This is a genomic window from Caballeronia sp. LZ016, assembly GCF_031450805.1.
GTDB lineage: Bacteria > Pseudomonadota > Gammaproteobacteria > Burkholderiales > Burkholderiaceae > Caballeronia.
The window spans coordinates 231,260-250,218 of the sequence record NZ_JARTVY010000004.1; the positions used below are offsets into that span (position 1 = coordinate 231,260).

Annotated in this window: 20 protein-coding genes; 8 read left to right on the forward strand and 12 right to left on the reverse strand. The window is 61.1% G+C overall.

The genetic code is table 11. The features are described 5' to 3' along the window. From P9220_RS21570 to P9220_RS21590, 5 genes are read right to left on the reverse strand one after another with little or no spacing between them, the layout of a single operon-like run. Complete coding sequence (locus P9220_RS21570) at positions 1-2,487, reverse strand: glycosyl hydrolase 2 galactose-binding domain-containing protein (protein ID WP_309767550.1); 2,487 nt, start codon at positions 2,485-2,487, stop codon at positions 1-3. Positions 2,488-2,547: 60 nt separating this feature from the next. Continuing rightward, positions 2,548-3,540, reverse strand: coding sequence for a DUF1839 family protein (locus P9220_RS21575; RefSeq protein WP_309767551.1), 993 nt, complete (start codon positions 3,538-3,540; stop codon positions 2,548-2,550). Then, positions 3,537-4,595, reverse strand: coding sequence for an amino acid--[acyl-carrier-protein] ligase (locus tag P9220_RS21580; protein WP_309767552.1), 1,059 nt, complete (start codon positions 4,593-4,595; stop codon positions 3,537-3,539). Before P9220_RS21580 ends, P9220_RS21575 begins: the two co-directional genes overlap by 4 nt. Positions 4,596-4,599: 4 nt before the next feature. Further along, a complete protein-coding gene (locus tag P9220_RS21585; RefSeq protein ID WP_309767554.1) occupies positions 4,600-5,865 on the reverse strand; it encodes an acyl-CoA dehydrogenase family protein in 1,266 nt (421 codons plus the stop codon). Then, a complete protein-coding gene (locus P9220_RS21590; RefSeq protein WP_244796055.1) occupies positions 5,862-6,113 on the reverse strand; it encodes an acyl carrier protein in 252 nt (83 codons plus the stop codon). The genes P9220_RS21585 and P9220_RS21590 overlap by 4 nt, the downstream gene beginning before the upstream one ends. A gap of 884 nt (positions 6,114-6,997) precedes the next feature. Between P9220_RS21590 and P9220_RS21595 the strand changes: the two genes are divergently transcribed. Next, complete coding sequence (locus P9220_RS21595) at positions 6,998-7,246, forward strand: hypothetical protein (protein ID WP_309767556.1); 249 nt, start codon at positions 6,998-7,000, stop codon at positions 7,244-7,246. A 28-nt stretch (positions 7,247-7,274) separates the two neighbouring features. Here P9220_RS21595 and P9220_RS21600 read toward each other — a convergent pair whose 3' ends face one another. Next, on the reverse strand, positions 7,275-7,688 hold the full coding sequence (locus P9220_RS21600) for a hypothetical protein (RefSeq protein WP_309767558.1): 414 nt from the start codon (positions 7,686-7,688) through the stop codon (positions 7,275-7,277). A gap of 492 nt (positions 7,689-8,180) precedes the next feature. On the opposite strand from P9220_RS21600, the gene P9220_RS21605 reads away from it, so the two are divergent. The 7 genes from P9220_RS21605 to P9220_RS21635 all read left to right on the forward strand — a co-directional run bounded on the left by P9220_RS21605 (position 8,181) and on the right by P9220_RS21635 (position 11,844). Further along, positions 8,181-8,936 carry a FadR/GntR family transcriptional regulator gene (locus tag P9220_RS21605; RefSeq protein WP_309767559.1) on the forward strand — a complete coding sequence of 252 codons (756 nt, stop codon included), beginning with the start codon at positions 8,181-8,183 and terminating at the stop codon, positions 8,934-8,936. Positions 8,937-9,049: 113 nt separating this feature from the next. Next, positions 9,050-9,604 carry a hypothetical protein gene (locus P9220_RS21610; protein ID WP_309767561.1) on the forward strand — a complete coding sequence of 185 codons (555 nt, stop codon included), beginning with the start codon at positions 9,050-9,052 and terminating at the stop codon, positions 9,602-9,604. 267 nt (positions 9,605-9,871) lie between these two features. After that, entirely contained in the window at positions 9,872-10,048 is a 177-nt protein-coding gene (locus tag P9220_RS21615) for a hypothetical protein (protein WP_309767563.1), read from the forward strand. A gap of 2 nt (positions 10,049-10,050) precedes the next feature. Continuing rightward, entirely contained in the window at positions 10,051-10,887 is an 837-nt protein-coding gene (locus tag P9220_RS21620) for an alpha/beta hydrolase (protein WP_309767565.1), read from the forward strand. Positions 10,888-10,972: 85 nt separating this feature from the next. Next, the gene (locus P9220_RS21625) at positions 10,973-11,113 is read left to right on the forward strand and encodes a LysR family transcriptional regulator (protein ID WP_309768229.1); all 141 of its coding nucleotides are present in this window, start codon (positions 10,973-10,975) and stop codon (positions 11,111-11,113) included. Positions 11,114-11,242: 129 nt separating this feature from the next. Further along, positions 11,243-11,461 (forward strand): hypothetical protein, encoded by a 219-nt coding sequence (locus P9220_RS21630; protein WP_309767566.1) that lies wholly within the window; start codon positions 11,243-11,245, stop codon positions 11,459-11,461. Positions 11,462-11,538: 77 nt separating this feature from the next. Next, positions 11,539-11,844, forward strand: coding sequence for a DUF4148 domain-containing protein (locus tag P9220_RS21635; protein ID WP_309767568.1), 306 nt, complete (start codon positions 11,539-11,541; stop codon positions 11,842-11,844). On the opposite strand, the gene P9220_RS21640 is transcribed toward P9220_RS21635, so the two are convergent. From P9220_RS21640 to pelG, 6 genes are all read right to left on the reverse strand, one after another. Then, on the reverse strand, positions 11,841-12,320 hold the full coding sequence (locus P9220_RS21640) for a hypothetical protein (protein WP_309767569.1): 480 nt from the start codon (positions 12,318-12,320) through the stop codon (positions 11,841-11,843). The genes P9220_RS21635 and P9220_RS21640 overlap by 4 nt on opposite strands. A gap of 112 nt (positions 12,321-12,432) precedes the next feature. Then, complete coding sequence (locus P9220_RS21645; RefSeq protein ID WP_309767570.1) at positions 12,433-14,115, reverse strand: FAD-dependent oxidoreductase; 1,683 nt, start codon at positions 14,113-14,115, stop codon at positions 12,433-12,435. A 184-nt stretch (positions 14,116-14,299) separates the two neighbouring features. Continuing rightward, on the reverse strand, positions 14,300-14,587 hold the full coding sequence (locus tag P9220_RS21650) for a hypothetical protein (protein ID WP_309767571.1): 288 nt from the start codon (positions 14,585-14,587) through the stop codon (positions 14,300-14,302). A 69-nt stretch (positions 14,588-14,656) separates the two neighbouring features. After that, complete coding sequence (locus P9220_RS21655) at positions 14,657-15,670, reverse strand: NAD(P)-dependent alcohol dehydrogenase (RefSeq protein ID WP_309767573.1); 1,014 nt, start codon at positions 15,668-15,670, stop codon at positions 14,657-14,659. Between the two features lie 204 nt (positions 15,671-15,874). Next, entirely contained in the window at positions 15,875-17,326 is a 1,452-nt protein-coding gene (locus tag P9220_RS21660; protein WP_309767575.1) for a tyrosinase family protein, read from the reverse strand. Positions 17,327-17,586: 260 nt separating this feature from the next. Continuing rightward, the gene (gene pelG / locus P9220_RS21665; RefSeq protein ID WP_309767577.1) at positions 17,587-18,957 is read right to left on the reverse strand and encodes an exopolysaccharide Pel transporter PelG; all 1,371 of its coding nucleotides are present in this window, start codon (positions 18,955-18,957) and stop codon (positions 17,587-17,589) included. Positions 18,958-18,959 lie beyond the last annotated feature (2 nt).

The window sequence follows — 18,959 nt, forward strand, 5'->3', positions numbered from 1 at the left end:
CTAAGCGTCGCGCGCGCGATAAGACGCGCCGCGCGTGCCGTTGATCGCGAACACATCGCCTTCCGGCGCCCTGGTGACAGTGCCGTTGCGAGGAATGAGCGGGATTCTTCGCGTGCTGTCAGGCGCCAGATGAAACCAGTCAACCTCTGCACGATAGTCAGGGTCAACCACATGCACCCATCGCGCGAAGCTCGTTGCGGTGACGTGAAGCGCCCATCCGTCATCGCCTTTGTCGAGGGTGACGCTCAGGCCGACGTCGCGGCGTTCGCTCACGGACATATCGGGAAGATGAAAAGCCTCTGACAGTACCGCGCCCGTGTCTGCATCGATCAGACGCACATAAGTCGTATCGTGGCCCCGGGGACCGAAACGGTAGGCGTAAGCCGTGTCGAAGAACGCGCCGATCAGCGAGCCCGAATTGATTTTTTCGACACTACGCGCCTTCATAACGATGTCGCAGGAGCCGCCTGCGACCTTGATCGAGCCATCGCGCAAGCAGGTCAAGTCGACCCGCGCGCGAATGTCATGCGCGGTTTCATTCACGAGATGTACGTCGATACCGTCGAGACCTTCATCGGTAATCAGCACTTGCACGGGCTGGAGCACGCGAGCCAGGCCATGCAACGCACTCTTCGGAACGCCGGATACGTCGATCACACCCCAGCCGGCACCGGGCCGAAGATCGAGCAGATTCCACACGATGCCACCCGCGCATGTCGACTCCTTGCGCCGCCATTCTGAAAACACAGCGCCCATGACATCGGCCACGACGGCCCGCGAAAGCGTCAGATAACGCTCCGGATCTTCGTATCGCAATCGCGCGACGTCGACGCCGTAGAGCGAGCGCAGGTAGTGTTCGCGCACGTCATCGAAATCCCAAGCCGCGCCGGGGTCGCGCGGCACGCCGATTTTCCAGCGCGGCTCATGGGGCCGCGATGCATTGGGTGTTGCGCCCAAAGCGACGTCGTCGGGAACATTGGCGAATGCGAGGCATTCGGATGCGAAGCGGACTCGTGCGCGGCGTGCATCGTCCAAAGGGCGTTGATAGGCGCCTACGCCGTAGTAGTGAGTGACGCCGCCGCGTGTTCCGAAGGGCATGGATAGCTTGTCGCCGGGCGCTGCGCTCGGTGAATTGACGACATAAGGCACATCGGGCCGCATGCTTGCGATGATCGAGGGCAAGAGCTCGGTGAATAGCCGCTGTTGATATGCGTCGAAGGGCAGGCCGAGCATGGCGGCCTGCTGATGCACTTCGCTTCCGCCACACAATACCGCAAGCGATGCGAAGCGCCGCGTGCGCGCAAGAAATTGCTCCGCTTCCCGTTGCACGCTTTGTTCGAATGCTTCGTCGGTCGGATAGTCGAAGTTGGCGAACGCAAAGTCTTGCCACACCAGGATGCCGTATTCGTCGGCGAGCTCGTAGAACGTATCGGATTCATAGAGCGTTGTGCCACTCACACGGATAATGTTCAAACCCGCTTGACGGCACGCTTTGAAAAGCGCTTTCAGTTTTTCGCGCGGCGCGTCCAGCGCGACGATATCGGCGGAAGTCCAGCATGCTCCGCGAGCGAAAACGGGCGTGCCGTTCAAGACGAGCTGGAAGCCCGCGCCATCCGGTCCGCGATCGACATCGATCGTACGGAAGGCGATATCGCCAAGCGAAATGACTCTTTGCAGCCCTCCTGCGATCTTTACTGAATAGCGCGCCGGCTCGCCATGCGTATGCGGCCACCACAAGCGTGCCTGCACTACGCGGACTCTTCCAGTCACGGTGTGTGCGTCGAGCCAGTGAAGCTGCGCTGAGGCATCGCCGCACTCCAGTTGCATATCTTGAGGCGCTTGTGCGTGATAGAAGCGCACCGTCACATCGAGCAGACCATCGCGGCCATCGACGCTCGAAGTCATCTGCACGCGATCGATCGATGCATCCGACTCGCCGATAACCTCGACCGCGCGCCACGGTCCCGCAGGCTGAATCGCGGGGCACCATCCGGGCATATGCCCGAGGAGCGTCGTGCGTACATTGCGCAAGGTCGCCGGCTGCGCGAGCTTCGGACGCCAGCGTGCGCGTCCGCGTTTGGCTGCAAGCGCGGGCGCGATGGATCGGAAGCAGAGATAAAGCGTCGTCTCGCCCGCGAAGTCGACGTCAAGGTCATGTGCCAAGAACATCGAGTCTGATTCGAGCAGCTTGCGGCCGTCGATCCATATTTCCGCTATCGTCACCAGCCCGTTGAAGCGCAAGCGTCGCTTGCCCGTCACGTTGAGCGTGATGCGATACCAATGGTCCGACAGTGCATAAGGCTGCGCGAGTGCGTCGCCATTGACTCCTGCAGCGCGATGCGCACAGGCCACGGTGCCAGGCACAGGTGCGTCGAGCCACTGTGTATGAGCATCGAGCGCGTCGGGCGTCGGGCAGGCGCCGGCAGGCGTGCTTGCGCATTGCCAGCCGGCGTCCAGGCGGCGCGGCACAAGCGGCGAGGCATACATGAGCTTTCCTTATATTTGATTTCTTTAGCGTGCGTTAGCCACGCTAGCGCGGCTAAGGCTTTAGAGAAAGCGCAGAGCAAGCGGCTCGATTACCTTGTCATAAGACGATTCGAGCGAGTCGAAGCAATCGGTGCAAGCATCGGAGCGCGAGCGCATGCGTGCCCGCGCGAGGCGGAATTGCATGACCATCGCTTCGCTGGCAATGGCTTGCGCGCTCGTCTGGATGTCCGTTGGCACATCGACGCCGTTTGCGTTCAACCAGATCAGATACTTCGACAACAGTTCGAAGTTCGACCCGAGCTGACGCATTACGTTGAACGTGTACAGGTGGTAATAAGCGACGTCGCGTTCCAGCAATGCGCGCAAATGTTCTGGAAACTCTGCGCGCCATTGCGAGATCGGATTCGCCGAGGGGCGATCCGCCAGACGCAGCTTCAGCAACTCGACAGAGCGTTGCACGAGCGCATCGCCTTCGAGTGGCGCGCGTGCTCGCTTGACGAACTCCACGTATGGAAACAGCGCATGCGCGTCGCCGACGAGATCCGGCCTCAGGCGAAACACGCCGTCGTAGTCTTCACCGCAAAGCGCGAAGTAGCCGGCATTATGGAAGTAGGTGATGCGCTTCGCTGAAGCGTCGATCGTGTCGATCGCAATCGTCGTCTTGGAGTGCGTCTGACGGTATGCGGTTGCGCGCGTATCGGGCAAATAGAAGGCATCGACCTCTGCGACGACTACATGACCGCGCCTTGTCTGCTCGCAGACGTGTGCCTGAAGCGTGTCATAAATGGCAAGCTCCTGGGCCTGCAGCCCATAGAGCCTGCCGATGTCGTCCAGTGAGAACTTCGGAAACGTGAACTGATCGCCCTCGAAAGCCTGCGTTACGGTAAAGCCTAGCGCCGCATGGGGATCGCAATCAAGGTGATGCAGAAGCTCGATCCACAAGTCGACATAGCAATTCGTTTCGAGCCAGACACGCTCGCCGCGATGCAGTGCATGGCGGCTTGCTTCGTCGTCTGTGCCATTCAGCGCTTCCGCGGGCGAGCGCGCGTTCATGCGTCTTTGCCCAGGTTGGCGAGGCTATCGGCGATGATCGGTTCGCCATTGCCCCACAGCAATTCACGCACAGGTGCAGGCCATGCCTTCACGTCGAGGCCATGATGACGGAACAGCGCGAGCGTCGTACGCTCCATGCCGAAGCCGACGCATGCGGTATGCGCGACGTTATCGTCGGCCTGGCGGATATTCCACAGCTCGCCAAAGTGCTCCATGTGATAGTTGAACGAGAGGCAAGCCGTCGGACGGTCGGGTGTAGCGACCGGCACGAGCAACTCGAACTTGAGTTGTTGCGCGCGCTGGCTATCCGCCACGATCTTGCCGCCCCGGCCAAAAAACGGGTCGTTCGCGAGGTCAATTTCGAATGGCAATTGCAGCAGGCGCACGAGCAGCGATCCGCGCTCGATCCACTTCTGTCTGAATGCCATGACTTGTTCAGGGCTGCCGACGCGAATATATTCGCGCATGCGGAACATCTGCATGCGACCCGGATCGATGGAAGGCTCGTGACGGAAACAATAAGAGAACGCGTCGAAAGTGGCGCCGTCCTTAGCCAGATTTCCGCGCTTGGCGACGAGCGGATAGATCGGATAGCACGCGGCGGGCGTCAGTACGAGGCGCGTCGGCTTTTGCTGGTCCATCCATTCATCCGAACGTTCTTCTTCCTCGCCGATATGCACGATCTTGTCGAGTGCCTCCAGCAGCCGATGATGTCCGCGGTCATTGCCCGCAAACGAATGAATCGTGCCGGCCAGGTTGGGGAAGCTCTTGAGGTACTCACTGTCTTCGAAGTCGCGCCGGCGCATGGCCGGCGGAAAGCGCAGCACTTCGGCGTGCTGGTCCGCGCCAAGCAGGGTAATGGCCTGATTGAGGCGCTCGACGATGTCTTCGAAAATCGCACTGCGGCCATAGAGTCCGTCTTCGCCCGTATCGATGAGAATGCCCGCTTCGATGAGGCGATCGCGCAAAGTAAGATCCGATTGGTCGTAAGTTGCCTGCGTCGCTTGTGATTCTGCGTCAGCCATGATTGCGGCTTGTTCGTTCGGCATGTTCATATCGTTATAGGTCCCCGGTTGCGGCGCGCTGCGCAAGCAGCAGGTTCGCCGTATTCAATTCGATGCGATCGTTGCTGATCATGAGCGGCGCGGAATGCAGGTCGCGCAGATGCCGTCCCACGCTAAACGGCGTATCGTTTTTATAGCCCGCCATGCCGCAAATCATCAGTGCTTCCTGAACCACGCTCACAGCGGATTGCGAGATCGCGAGCTTCAGCATGTTCAGATCGGCCGCAAGGCCGATCGATGCCGTCAGCGGCGCATCGAAGTCCTCCGTGTGATTGGCGTGACGCGTCGCGCGTTCGCTTTGCGACGCTTCGACCGCGAGAAGCGATTCACGCAAGCGCGCCTGCATCATGCGCACAGTCGTGACCGCTTGAGAAAGCCGCGATGCGGATGGCGGCAATGCGCCCGGCTTGCCGCGTGACTGATTGCGAAAGAACTGATGCGCGCGATGCAACGCATCGGATGCAATGCCGATCCATACCGATGACCACAGCGTATGCGAGATGGGCAGCATGCTTTCATCGGCGATCTTCGAGAACGGCACCGGCAGGATCTGTTCTGCAGCGCCCTTGGCGACGAGCCGATGTCCTTCGCTGCACGTGCCACGCATGCCGAGCGTATCCCACGTGCCGCGTTGCTCGAGCAGCAACGTCTCGCGCGGAGCGACGATCAACACTTGGTCCGACGCCGGTGCTTCCGGATGACGGCGCGCGGTGACGAGAATGCCGTCCGCGAAGTTGCCGTAAGAGATGGTCGTCGCGAGCTTTTCGATGGTGAAGGCGTCATCGACGAGATCGACCGCGCATGCGCTCGTCCGCATGTTGCCGCCAATAGTCTCCTCCGAGGTCGCGGATGCGAGCAGCAACTGCTCGCTGACCATGCGAGCCAGGAAGTCGCGTTGCCACGGTACATCGACGCCATGATCGACAATGCACACGACCTGGCTTTGATGCATCGCGTAGATCATCGCGGCGGAAGCGCAGCCTTTGGCAAGCGTCTCGCATAAGCGGGCGACGCCTGCAAGCGAAAGACCATCGCCGCCATAAACCACGGGCACCATCGCGGAGAAGAGCCGCTCGGCGCGCATGGCCGCGATTGCCTCCGCTGGAAAGCGCGCTTCCTTGTCGACCGCATCGGCGTGCTTCGCTGCAATGGCCGCGACGCGATGCCCGGCTTCGAGCAGTTCGGCTTCGCTGCGCGGCGCAGCGCTTATATCGACACTTGCAAGTTGCGACGCTTCCAGTTGCTGCGTGGCGGCGTTCATGCGTCCGCCTGTGAACGACGCAGTTCTTCGACGGCCGCAGCGAGCGAATCGACGCTGGAGAAGAGCCTGCGCGTCAGCATGTGATCGGGAATCTCGACGCCGAATTCATCTTCGATTGCGAGCATCACGTGGACCGTGGCAAGCGATGAGAGACCGGCGGCGTAGAGATCGTCGCTATCGGAAAGCGTATCGATGGGCACGTCGAGGCGTGCGGACTCGGAAAGGATGCGGCGCAATTCAGTTTTCATTTGTGTCTGGTTTCCCTTGTACTTGGCCAAAGCGCATTTGGCCAATCGGGTCTGAAACGGGTCTACGTTTCAAAGGCCCATTAAGGTTATTTAGGCCGGGACGTACAGATGGTGGTGATTGCTCGAAGCGTTGTTCGGTTCTAAGAGCCCTCGCACGCACCGTCGAGGTAGTTTTATCGTATTTAACGAATTCAAGAGGGTGTGCGTCCGTGCGATGGCGCACGGTCGGCCTCCATGCGCGCGGCTTCGGGCTTGATGGATGTCGCGGCGATGAGTGCGAGATTACGTTAGCCGTTCAGCTCCATTTTCAGGCGTTGGTTTTACCTGGTGAATTTATTCAGAGCAGTAAGTTTTATTCTCGCTTGCAAGCTTAATGAAATATCTAACCGATAAGAATTAATGACAACAGGCTGGTGCTGGCGCCGTTATTGGCCGTTCTTTACTGCGGTGACGAGCGATTGGCTAGCGGGCCAGACGTCGCTGATGGATTCCGCTAAACCAGCCGCTCCGCGCATCGACCGTTGCCTCGCCTGCTCCTGGAGTTCTGTACGGCGTACAACGCACGATCGAATAAACGTGCTCGCGAACGAAGCGGGTGATGCGGCGCACATCACCGACTAGGCAAAGCTCGTCAAGCTGGCCGACAAGGTTTGCAATTCGCGCGACATCGTTGCGGTGCGGCCCGCTGGATGAGACGCGCGAAGAAAGCGAAACTACTTCGACCGGGCGAAGCGCGCGGTAGACCCGATGCGCTGCGACGTGCGCAAGCGACGCGCATGAAATCTGCTGAGTGAAAGGGAGCGGATCGCGCGCTGCATGCCGCATGTGGCGTGCAAAATGCCATTTTTCTGCGGCACCGACTATCGTCACCACCGAGGAAGGACATGAGACAAACCAGACTGACGTTGATGGCTGTTCTGGCGGCGGGCGCAACGCTCGCGTCGGGCGTCGCACTAGCTCAAGGCGGTGGCAACGGAAACGGTGGCTCCGGCGGCGGCAACGCCCACGGCGCCGCGACTGCCGGACCCACCGTCGGGGGCGACAACGCATCCACGGCCGGAAGCACCCGCAAAGGCGGCTCTCACTTCAAGCATAAGAAGAAGGCCAAGCCGGTCGAACCGAGTCCGCAGTGAGTGCCGTTCTTCGGTCGAATGCGACGAGCTAGGCCGCCGCGCTTTCCGCGTCGAGGTCGTCGGTGCCGAGGCGCGAAAAGATATCGCATACTGCACGCATCTCGGCTTCATCGCGGATCGTGACGACGACTCGCGTGATGCTACCGAAGCCTTCGGCATCGAGATCGCGTGTGTCGTTATGTCCGAAGGCGGGAAGAATGTCGTCGTCCGACGGTGCGATGTCGTACGGCGCGTCGTAGGGGTCAGCTTGCCCGATGTGCTCGGCGATGATCCACTGCGTCGGCGAACTCGCGCTCAGCGCGATCGACATCTGGACGTCGGCGAATCCGCTCATGCGCGCCACGCGGATCCGGTCGCTCGCAATGCCTTCTGCCTGCAGATCCTCGAGTGCTTCATCCAGTTTGCGGGAGCCGCAGAACGCCCCGGATACTTCTCGCATCATTGCTCGTCTCCTGGCGGCCGGCGTTGAAACGATCGCACTGTCAGCGCGTTCGCGCTAACTGAGTCGAAGTGGCCGCTTGCTTGCAAATCGTTGCTGTGTTCCGTATTGCCGTGCTTCGACTCGTTCCGTCTGACGCGGCGCGTGGCCGGCATTGCATCGAACAGGACGAGTTGGCTGCCGAGCTTTCTAAACTCGCCCGTGCGCGATGGTTGTCGATCGAACAGATGCGTACGTGCGGTTGCGCGCCAGGAGCAGGCGAACGCCGACCTGCTATCCGAGGCAGGCAACGCCGTCACTTCACGCGGTACATGAACTGTACGCTGCACCGCGCTGCGTTTCAACGAATTGTTCCTTGAATGCACTTATCCGGTCTAACCCGAAGGCGACCGAAAAAATGAGAGGTCGATTCCGGCGCGCGCACCGCCGATAGTCGTCGTACAAGCTCTCTCGCGCCCTATAATGGGCCATCAGCATTCAAAATTCGGTTCTTCCATGTCACAGCCACCCGCAACCGGCGCGCTGCGCCGTTCCCGCAACCTCACGGAGGAAGTCGTCGCCGAACTGTCGGAGCGCATCCGTAGTGGCGCGCTGCAGCCCGGCGACAAGCTGCCCACCGAGTCCGAAATCATGGCGCAGCTCGGCGTGAGCCGCACGGTGGTACGCGAGTCCATCTCGCGGTTGCAGGCGGCGCGGCTCGTGCAGACGCGTCATGGCATCGGCACTTTCGTGCTCGAAGCGGGGGATCATGACCGGTTCCAGATCGAAGCGGCCGGCGACCTGACCGTGCGCGACGTCATGGCGATCCTCGAATTGCGCATCAGTCTCGAAGCCGAGGCGGCGGGTCTGGCCGCGATGCGCCGCACCGACGACAACCTCGTGCATATGCGCCGCGCGCTCGACGAGTTCGAGCGGCACATCGCGGAAGGCACGGGCAACGCGGTGGCGGCGGACGTCGCATTCCATCTGGAACTGGCGAAAGCGACGGGCAATCGCTACTTCCATAGCATCCTGAGTCAACTGGGAAACACGATCATTCCGCGCACGCGAGTCAATTCGGCCGCGCTCGCGCATCACGATCCGGGCAGTTACCTCGATCGCGTCAATCGCGAGCACGAGGACATTTACGATGCCATCGAACGCCGGGACGCCGAAGCGGCGCGCGCGGCAATGCGGATGCATTTGTCGAACAGCCGGGAGCGGCTGCGGCGTGCCCAGGAGGCATCGCCGAATGTTTCGGACGGAAGTTAGCGCAACGGTTGTCCATCCGTAAGGCGAGGTGTTTGCTATCGGGATCGCGTGCCGCATTCAAAACGCCGGGTGCGCCCGGCCCGCCTTTTACTTTAGCGATGGAGAAATCTCGAATGCACTGGATCGATCCCGACAGCCTTCCGGAAACGCGTGGAACGGTTACGCGATTTCTGCTGAACCCTCATGGCGAACTCGATGGGTTCGTCCTTGGTCAGTCGAGGCAAGTCCACTTTCCCCCTCATCTGTCGAAGCAGATTGCGCGGTATGTCGCGACGGGCGATACCGTCCGAGTGCGCGGGTTGAAGCCCCGCGGCGTCGATATGATCGCGGCCGTCGCGGTCACCACGAAGGATGGGCGCGCAATCATCGACGAAGGCCCGGACCACGACGCCAGGCATCGCAAGGCCGCAGTCGAATTGCGGCCGATGGAAGCTACCGGCGAAGTGCTGCTTCGGTTGTACGGCCCCAAAGGTGAACTGCGTGGCGCCTTGCTCGACGACGGCACGTCGTTGCGGATGCCGCCGCATGCAGCGGATGCATTGTCCGACTATCTCGAGCCAGGCGCGCACGTGCATGCATGGGGACATGGCATGAAGAGTCGGTTCGGACGGAGCATCGAAGTCGATGAGATTGCGCATCTCGTCGACGAGAGCGGCAGCGGTGACTAAACCCGACAGGTTTCATCTGCAAAGCTCCGTGAATCGATAAGCCGGCGTTCTCATAAGCGAGTTTTGTCGAACGGCATGGACGCACTGGCTCGCGCCGTTCGACTCAAGCCTGAAAATAAATCCCAAAGATTGAACGAGTAGCGCGCCCGGCTAGAGCCACGCATCCAACCCACACCCGTGCGCTTAGGCTTAGAGGGCGCATCAGGCGATCACAAACGAATAGCGGCCACGCTCTCGCACAACAGCCGGAAACTCAGTTAGCATTCCGTGCGCAACAATACGTTCCATCTGGCGCTCTTCCGCCGGATTTATGACGCCCGTATCCTTCTCGTCGCTTCCCGCAGTTTCCCGTTGATGTCGTTCGCCGCCACGGTGGCGTTTGTAACAATCACGCCGGATGATGATGTCCGCTATTGCTTCATAACGTCGAAAAAGGAGAAATGACCATGCCGTACGTTACAACGCAAGACAACGTCGAAATCTTCTATAAGGACTGGGGTCCCAAGGACGCGCAACCGATCGTGTTCCATCATGGCTGGCCGCTATCCGCCGACGATTGGGACGCACAGATGCTCTTCTTCGTGCAAAAAGGGTATCGCGTGATCGCGCATGACCGGCGCGGCCACGGACGTTCGTCGCAAGTCTCCGACGGTCACGACATGGATCACTACGCAGCCGATGCCTTTGCTGTCGCTGAAGCGCTCGATCTGCGCAACGCGGTGCACATCGGCCATTCGACGGGCGGCGGCGAGGTAGCGCGCTATGTGGCAAGACACGGCGAGCCGGCCGGCCGCGTCGCCAAGGCAGTGCTCGTCAGCGCCGTGCCTCCGCTAATGCTCAAGACCGAGGCGAACCCGGAAGGGCTGCCCATCGAAGTGTTCGACGGTTTCCGCAAGGCGCTTGCCGACAATCGCGCTCAATTCTTCGTCGATGTTCCGGCCGGGCCGTTCTATGGCTTCAATCGTTCCGGCGCAACCGTGCATCAGGGCGTTATCCAGAACTGGTGGCGACAGGGCATGATGGGCAGCGCGAAGGCGCATTACGACGGCATCAAGGCCTTCTCGGAAACGGACCAGACCGAAGATCTTCAATCGATAAGCGTGCCGACGCTCGTCCTGCACGGCGAAGACGATCAGATCGTGCCGATCGCCGATGCGGCGCTGAAGTCCATCAAGCTGCTTAAGAATGGAACGCTTAAAACCTATCCGGGGTTCTCGCACGGCATGTTGACGATTAATGCCGATGTCCTTAATGCGGATTTACTTGCGTTCGTGCAGTCCTGACGCATTAGCTCGCGGGAACGTCGGCATGACGTTCTCGCGAGAAAGCATTGCCAACGGCAACGCATTGCTGAAATAAAGCCAGAACATCGGCCTCAATTCCTTACGCACGCTGGATGCGCTGCTCGACGAGCGCCATGTCACGTCAGCCGCCCAGCGTCTTTCTCGCAATCAGCCCGCCGTGAGCGACAAGCCGACGCGCCAGCACGAGAGCGTGGCTCCTTCCTAAAGACCGTCGCATGGCACGAGCGCGCGCATTGTTCGCCAGAACATGCGTAGTGACAGATTCAATGTTCGAAACGGGCTGGAATTTCGTAGGATGCATCGCTTCAGCGACAGCGGCGCTCTAGGACCTCGAATGCGTTCGATGAACGTCCTGTCTTTGAGCGACAAGTGGCGGCGTATCGCTCTTTGCCTGCGCAAAGACGATGGTCGTCGCCAATTGCTCGGCGTCTTCCGCGCCGCATACCGGGCACGCCTTAAGCTCCCTGTCCTCGCTATCCACGAAATAAAGTTTGCCGCAATGGGCGCAGTTAATGACCATGATCGTTACCTCACCTACAACTTTAATTTATAGCCTGAGTTGCTAACCGAAGCGGTGTACGTTAAGGACGGTTTGCCGGACATCAAGCCGACAAAGAAGGAGCATTCGCAATGCCTGATCGGGTTCATCGCAACATGCCGCGCGGCAAGGTCGCGCTCGTACTCTTGGTGGCGCTGCATTTAGGCGCTTGCCAGTCGACCGCTGGATCGTCGTCGCAAGCGTCGGCGACGCGCGCGCACCAGTTATGCGAACTGCGCGAACTGGAGAGCGTGGGTTATCAGCCGTGGCAAGAGGACTTCTACTATCCGCGCAACCTGCAGGCGGCGCAGGCGCGTCTGGAAGCGGTCAAACGCGCGCGCGGGCTGGAAGGAGTCGATACGTGCGCCGCACCGGAGGCGAGCGGAAATTCACGCTAAAGCGAATCGCGCGGATTACTCGGCGTCCATCCGAACACACTCTCGAAGCGCTCGCGAAAGGGCGTACGAACAACCGGCGGCGTCTGACGAATATACGTTTCCGCGCGGCTGCGGTCATCCTCATTCAATGAATTGAAGTACGTGATCGCCTCATCGACGCTTGGCATGCGGCCGTTGCAATCGTGGGATTTCGGAGGCAGCGCGGTCCAGACCACGGCATCCGCGCCATTACGCGCAAGCCATGCAGCAAACGCGTGCGATTGCGGATAGTCGATGCCCGCCGGCTGCGGAATGCTGCCGATCCACTGGGCCTCGTTGATGCGCACGTCTTCGCGCTTACGCAAGGCTTCGCGCGCGGCATCGAGCGATTCGAGAGCGAGCGGCGCCCAGTAGGTTGGCGAGACCGGACCCGACGGGAGCACGACCAGACTCGCGATTTCGCCGTCGGAATGGCGAGCAAATTCCAGTGGGATCAAAGGACCGCCTTCTCGCCATTCGCCACGAATTGGAAAGCCTTTGAGATTCCACAGCATGGAACCCCAGGCAACGCATACGATTTTCATGACCCGGACACAGCACGGGCCATGCCTATGAATTAACCGCCGAACGAATCGAGAGATAAGCGTGAATTTGCGCGACGACCGCCGCGCCTTCGCCGACCGCCGATGCAACGCGCTTGATCGACCCCGCGCGCACATCGCCGATGGCATACACGCCGGGGATGCTCGTTTGCAGGGACATGACGCGAGCGTCGTTGCCAGGAACGTCTGCGCCTGTCAGCACGAAGCCCTTGGCGTCCAGTGCGACGCCGCATGCCTTGAGCCAGGACGCTCGCGGCTGAGCGCCGATAAACACGAAGAGATGATGCGTATCGAGCGCGCATTCGATGCCGTCGGGATTGCGATAACGCACGCATTCGAGACGCGCATTGCCTTGCAGCGAAGTCAGCGCCGTGCGCGCGTGCAGCGTCACGTTGGGCAAAGCCGCGATCCGCTCGACCAGATAATGCGACATGCTGTGCTTGAGACTCGCACCGCGAAAAAACAGATGAACGTGCTCGGCATGCGACGCGAGATAGACCACGGCCTGTCCTGCCGAATTGCCGCCGCCGACCAAGGCGACCGGCTCCTTGCGACACAACCTCGCTTCGATCGGCGTCGCCCAGTAATAGACGCCGCTGCCTTCGAAGCGCGCGAGGTCATCGACTTCCGGCCGGCGATAATCCGCACCGCTCGCGACCACCACGGTCCGCGCGGCGATACGCCGGCCATCGCTGAGTTCGACGGCGAGCGCGCCAGCATCGCAGTGCAGCGCTTCGGCTTCGCATGGTATGCCGATATGCGCGCCGAACTTTTGCGCCTGCACGAAGGCGCGCCCCGCGAGTGCGAGTCCCGTGATGCCGGTCGGAAAGCCGAGATAGTTTTCGATGCGCGAGCTGCTGCCTGCCTGTCCGCCGGGCGCGCGGCAATCGATGCCCGCGACCGACAATCCCTCGGACGCCGCATATACGGCTGCAGCGAGTCCCGCCGGTCCCGCGCCGACGATCAGCGCGTCATAGACGTGCGCGGGATCGAAGTCGGGCACGAGGCCGAGACATGACGCCAGTTGTCCTTCATCCGGATTGCGCAGCACGGTGCCGCTCGGGCACACGACGAGCGGGAAGTCGTCGGGCTGCGGCGTCAGACGTTCGAGCAGCGCGAGTGCTTCGGCGTTGTGTCCGGCGTCCAGTGTGACGCTCGGAAAGACGTTGCGGCTCAGGAAGTTCTGCAAGGCGCGCAGCCTCGCATTGCCCGATGCGCCGACGAGCACGACGCCGTGTCCGCGCTCGAACACGAGCACGCGCCGCAGGATCAGTGCGCGCATGATGCGCTCGCCGAGATCCGCTTCCGAGACCATGACCGCTCTGAGCACGTCCGGACGCAGAAGAATTGCTTTGACATCCTCAAGGACGTGAGCGTCGACGACGGCGGGCTTGCCCGATAGCTGCGCGACATCGGAGGTGAACTCGCCGGGCATCGTGTAGGTGTGAATCACGCGTTCGCGCAGCAACCCTTCGCGGGCAACGATTCTGACCCTGCCCGACAGCAGCACGAACACGCCGGGGCAAGTGCCGCCCGCGCGATAAAGAAACGAGTCTTTCGTGTAATGCACGGCGGCGCCGAAGCGGCGCAGGCGTTCGACATCGGCTGCGGATAGCACCGGAAACATCTGCGCATAGCGCGGATGATCGCGTGCGCTGGCGTCGTCGCTGTCGGTCGAACGCGTGCTCATGGAAGGCTGCTCTCCGGCGATGGATTGAACAGCGCGCGGTCCGGCTGTGAAGCCGTTCGTTCATTGCCGTTGCGACGCGCGCTTCCTCATCATAGGAGAGCCGCGAGCGAAATGTAATGCGCATGAAAAGCGGCCTTGCGACTCATGAAAGCTCGCGCAAGGCCGGCTCTACGCAAATGCTCCTTTATTTCGCCGCTGCGCCCGAGGCATGTCCGCGCTGCCGCGCTTCTTCCTCACGCTTCAACTGAGCCGGAGGCGTGCCCATCTGCGTCGCCGCGCCCTGACCGCCTTGGGGACTCGCACCCTGACCGCTCTGAGCGCTTTGCCCGCCGCGCACACCCGCGCCTTCGTTGCGTTGCTGGTGACCGGGTGCGGTGGCTTCGGCGGCGTAGGACGACGTCGTTGCAATGGTGGCCGTGGCGCCGGCGACCGACAGCATCATTACCAGGGTACGAGTGCGCTTGCTCATCATGCCTGACTCCTTTTCATGTCGATGCACGATGCCTGCAATGCGCGTGCCGCCCGGCCCGAGCGGCAGCCCTTACCACTCGACGCAGACTTTCCCGAAGTGCGCGCCGCTTTCCTGATGCCGGAACGCGTCGGGGAGAGCGTCGAAAGAAAAGGTTCGATCGATGACGGGACGGATGTCGTTCGATTCGAGCGCGCGCACGTAGTTTTGCTGATCGCGCCGGCTTCCGACGATCAGCCCCTGCAGCTTCGCCTGGCGCGCCATCAACAACGACGTCGGCACGGTGCCTTCGCGCCCCGTCAGAACGCCGATCAGGGCGATATGGCCGCCCACGCGCACCGCTTCGATCGACTGTGCGAGCGTGCCTGGCCCGCCGACTTCGATCACATGATCGACGCCGCGTCCGCCGGTCAATTCACGAACGAGCCCGCCCCATTGCTCATGCGTGCGGTAGTTGACGGCGTGATCGGCCCCGAGCGTTTTCGCACGCGCGAGCTTTTCATCCGACGATGATGTGACGATGACTTGCGCGCCCATCGTCTTCGCGATCTGCAACGCCGCTATCGATACGCCGCCAGTGCCGAGCACGAGCACCGTATCACCGGCCTTGAGCGCGCCATCGACCACGAGCGCGCGCCACGCGGTGAGGCCCGCCGTGGTGATGGTCGCCGCTTCGGTGTGAGTCCAGCCGCGTGGCGCGTGCGTGAACGCGGTGGCTGCGCGAACGACGTGCATCGCCGCCATGCCGTCGATGCCGTCGCCTGGCGTGCCCGCGAAATTGCCGACTTCGGTTTGCGGCAGGCCGTCCGTCCATTGTGGGAAGAAGCACGACACGACGCGGTCGCCAACGTCGAACTCGGTCACGCCATCGCCGACCGCTTCGACCACTCCCGCACCGTCGGACATCGGCACGCGGCCATCGGCGGTCGGAATCGTCCCGTTCGCGACGAGCAGATCGTGAAAATTGAGCGATGTCGCATGCAAAGCGACGCGGATCTGACCCGGCCCGGGCTGGCCGGGATCGGGGATGTCGCGGATTTCGAGCTTGTCCAGCCCGCCGGGCGCGCGGATAGCGAATGCCTTCATCAGGTTCTCCTTTGCCGAAACGTTGGCTAAAAATAGATGAAGTTGCATTTTGCATGCATGATGCAAACGCTGCGTTTCGTGCAACTGGCGGACCTGATGACTATGTTTGAGCGGGAGGTCGCTCGATCGCGCGAGCCGCGCTGTCGGTTTGCATGAAGAATGCCCGCCACTGACGGCGACGCGGCCTCTCGGAGCGCCGCGTCATCACGACCCGTCCGCGCTCAGCTCGACGCGCAATTCATCGACCGACACGACGTTGCCCTTCGGCGCGTTGAGACCGCTCACGCGCACGAACGACACCACGAGCTGGTTCGGGTTGCCCACGCCGAGCCGCGCGAGTTGCTCGGTCACATCGAACGCGATCATGTTTGTGCCGTGATGCGTGGCCGTCGAAATCTCGAATGCGCCCAGCGTCCCGACGAAGTGATCGCCTTTCACGGCATCGACATCGCCGGTTGCGGGAAGGTTGAGATAGACGTTGTAAAAGAAGCCGCCGTTCTGCCCGGCAGCGGTTATGGCAAGGCCGTCCAGCACGAGCTTCACGTGGCGCAGTGACGCCTTTCCGGGACCCGCCGCTTGCGGCGCTTCGGATGACTCGTCGAGCGTCGTGGCCGGCGACGATGCGAGCACGTCCTTCAGCGCGGTCGCGTTCGTGGCCGCGAGCGGAATGACGGCGCTCAAGGACGCATTGCCGAGCCCCACGCCCCTGACGCCGCCCAGGGAGCGTCGGGTCGCGGAAATGCTGCGGCCCGGCGTTGCGGTGAACGTGCCGGCTTGCGGCCGTCCATGAATCGACGATACCTGCGCCTGTACTCGCACGATCCCTCCACGTTGCGCTTGCGGCGGCAATACAACCGGCATGCTGTTGTTGGCATACGTGTAGCCGAGGTTCGACACCATGCGCGTCTTCGACTTCGCCATGGTAAGACTATTTGCATACGTGAAGCTGCCGCTCCAGTAGCTATTCGTAGCAGCGGGCACCTTGCTCGTGGAGCGCAGTTCCCACGCGCTCCACAGGCGGTCGATATTGCAATGATGCAGATAGAAGATCGGATCGATCGGCGCGGTCAGGATGTTCCCCATATAGCCGCCGATGATGTCGTGCACCGGATTGTGCGGTGCATTCTCGAACTTCGTTTCGAAAGCGTTCCTGGTGCCACGCTGCATGTTGACCACGGTCGAGGCGAACGGACTGAGATCGAGCGCCTGATAAACGTTCGAGTTCACGCGCGACACATACAGCGGATTGCCGCTCGCCGTATCGGTGAATTCGGATGGAATGACCGGGTACGTGTAGTAATCCCAGTAGGGCAGCGTCAGGCCCGTATCGCCCGACGTGGTCTTGAGCTGCTGTTCGATGTAATACATATAGCCGCGATGCCACGCGAGAAAGTACGGCTCGCTATGCGGGCAATAATTGCGGTGGACGTTGACCCAGTATTGCCACGATGCCGGCTTGCTCGCATCGGTCATGCCTTTCATCGTTCGAACGGCGTTGAGAAACGATGCGTAGTGCGTCGTCGATTTGAACGCCTGCCATTCGAGCCTGACGACCGGCGTCGTCACGGCCCCGGCCAGTTTGGGAAGCGATGCGAGCGCGAGCGCCGACGCCGTTCCCTTTACGAACGCGCGCCGCTTGATCGAAGTGGAGTCCATACGAAACCTCATGAACGTGGAAAGGCCAGGTAGAGTTAGCGACTGGCTTCCGCCGCACTGCCGCAAGGCCCACGCAACGGACTCGCCCTCCACAGTGGGCAGAAGAAGTATGGACGACGTTCGCGAACAAGCAATCCGGTCTTTAGAATAGCGAACGAATGGAATGTGGGCTAACGAACAGACAGAGCAATGTGATTACGGCTTTCGCGTCATGCAAGACGGTGCAGCAATCTTCAGAAGAAGCGCTTCAGCGCCGTCGGCTACTGAATCATGAACGTCTCATACTCCAGCATGTCCAGCTTGCGATCGAGCCACACGAGACTGACGAGCAGCACCAGCAGCAGCGACCCCGCGAACCCGTAGCCATACCATCCGGGGTTGGCCGCGAGCGTCACGCCCGTCAGCGCCACGTTCGATACGACGAACAGGCCGACGAGCGCCAGCACCACACGCCGCTTGTCGAGATAGAAGAACACGTTGATCACGCCCATGAACAACACCTGCAGGCTGGCGGCGATCACATCGATATAAAGCAGCGGCGAGTAAAGCGCCGAAATGCGCAGCCATCCGAGCAGCGCGGTACTGATCGCGAAGAGGAGAAGCGCGGCGGTCGCCTGCACTTTCACGATTTCATAGAGTCCGTTGCGCAATGCCTCGACCATCGCGTTGCGCATGCGTTCGATATGCTGCAGCGATGCGCCTTCCCGCACCGCGCCATAGAACGCGTCGTAATACTCGACGAAGTCGGTTTCGATACGCATCAGGAACACCGCCATGCCGGGAATGATCGCGAGATAAGCGAGAAAAACGGGAATGTCGTAGATGATCGATGCCCGCAACGGTCCGATCACATCCTGTCCCGTGCCCGGTGCATACCAGAACATGAACTTGTCGGCCCAGATGGCGAGGTTGTAGAGAAAACCCGTCGCCATCAGCGTCGGGTAGCGGTATCGCTTTGAAAAGAACTCGAAGGAGATGAAGCGATCGCTCGTGTAGTCGCGATAGATCAGCGTCAACAGTCCCGCGAGAAGCACCGTTTGGCCGAACACGAATCCGCCGAGCAATCCCGTCAATCCGAATAGGTTGAGCGTGATGGCCGCGCCCGCCGTCAAGGAATATCCGATGAAGAATACCCACAAGATGGACGTGTACTGTTTCATGCCGGACAGGAAGATCGTGGCCAGCCAGATGTTGCTCATCACGACGAAGCCGGCGAGCATCAGCATTCGGTACGCCGCCGGCTGCTGCGGAAACAGAAGAACGACGGCAAGTCCGCCGAACAGAATCGCGGCGATTGTCGCAACGAGCGCCGCGCCGTGGTAGTTCGGCAGCACCATGTCGCCGCGTTTCTCGAAGAGGCGGTCGGACGTGAAGCGCGTGAAGCCGAGTTGCAGCGGCCCCGTCAGGACGAGCGACAAGGAAATCAAATACGTGACCGACACCTGAAACTGTGTGATGAGTCCGGTAGGCAGCACGAACGGCAGGCTCAGAATGCCGATCAGCAGCATGCCGATGATCGACAGTATCCACGGTCCGGCGCTGATGAGGCCCGCATACGCATAGGCCTGCATGAGTCCGACGAGCGTATCGCGCCGGAGCATCTTGCGCAGTTCGAAGCCGATTCCCGCCATGA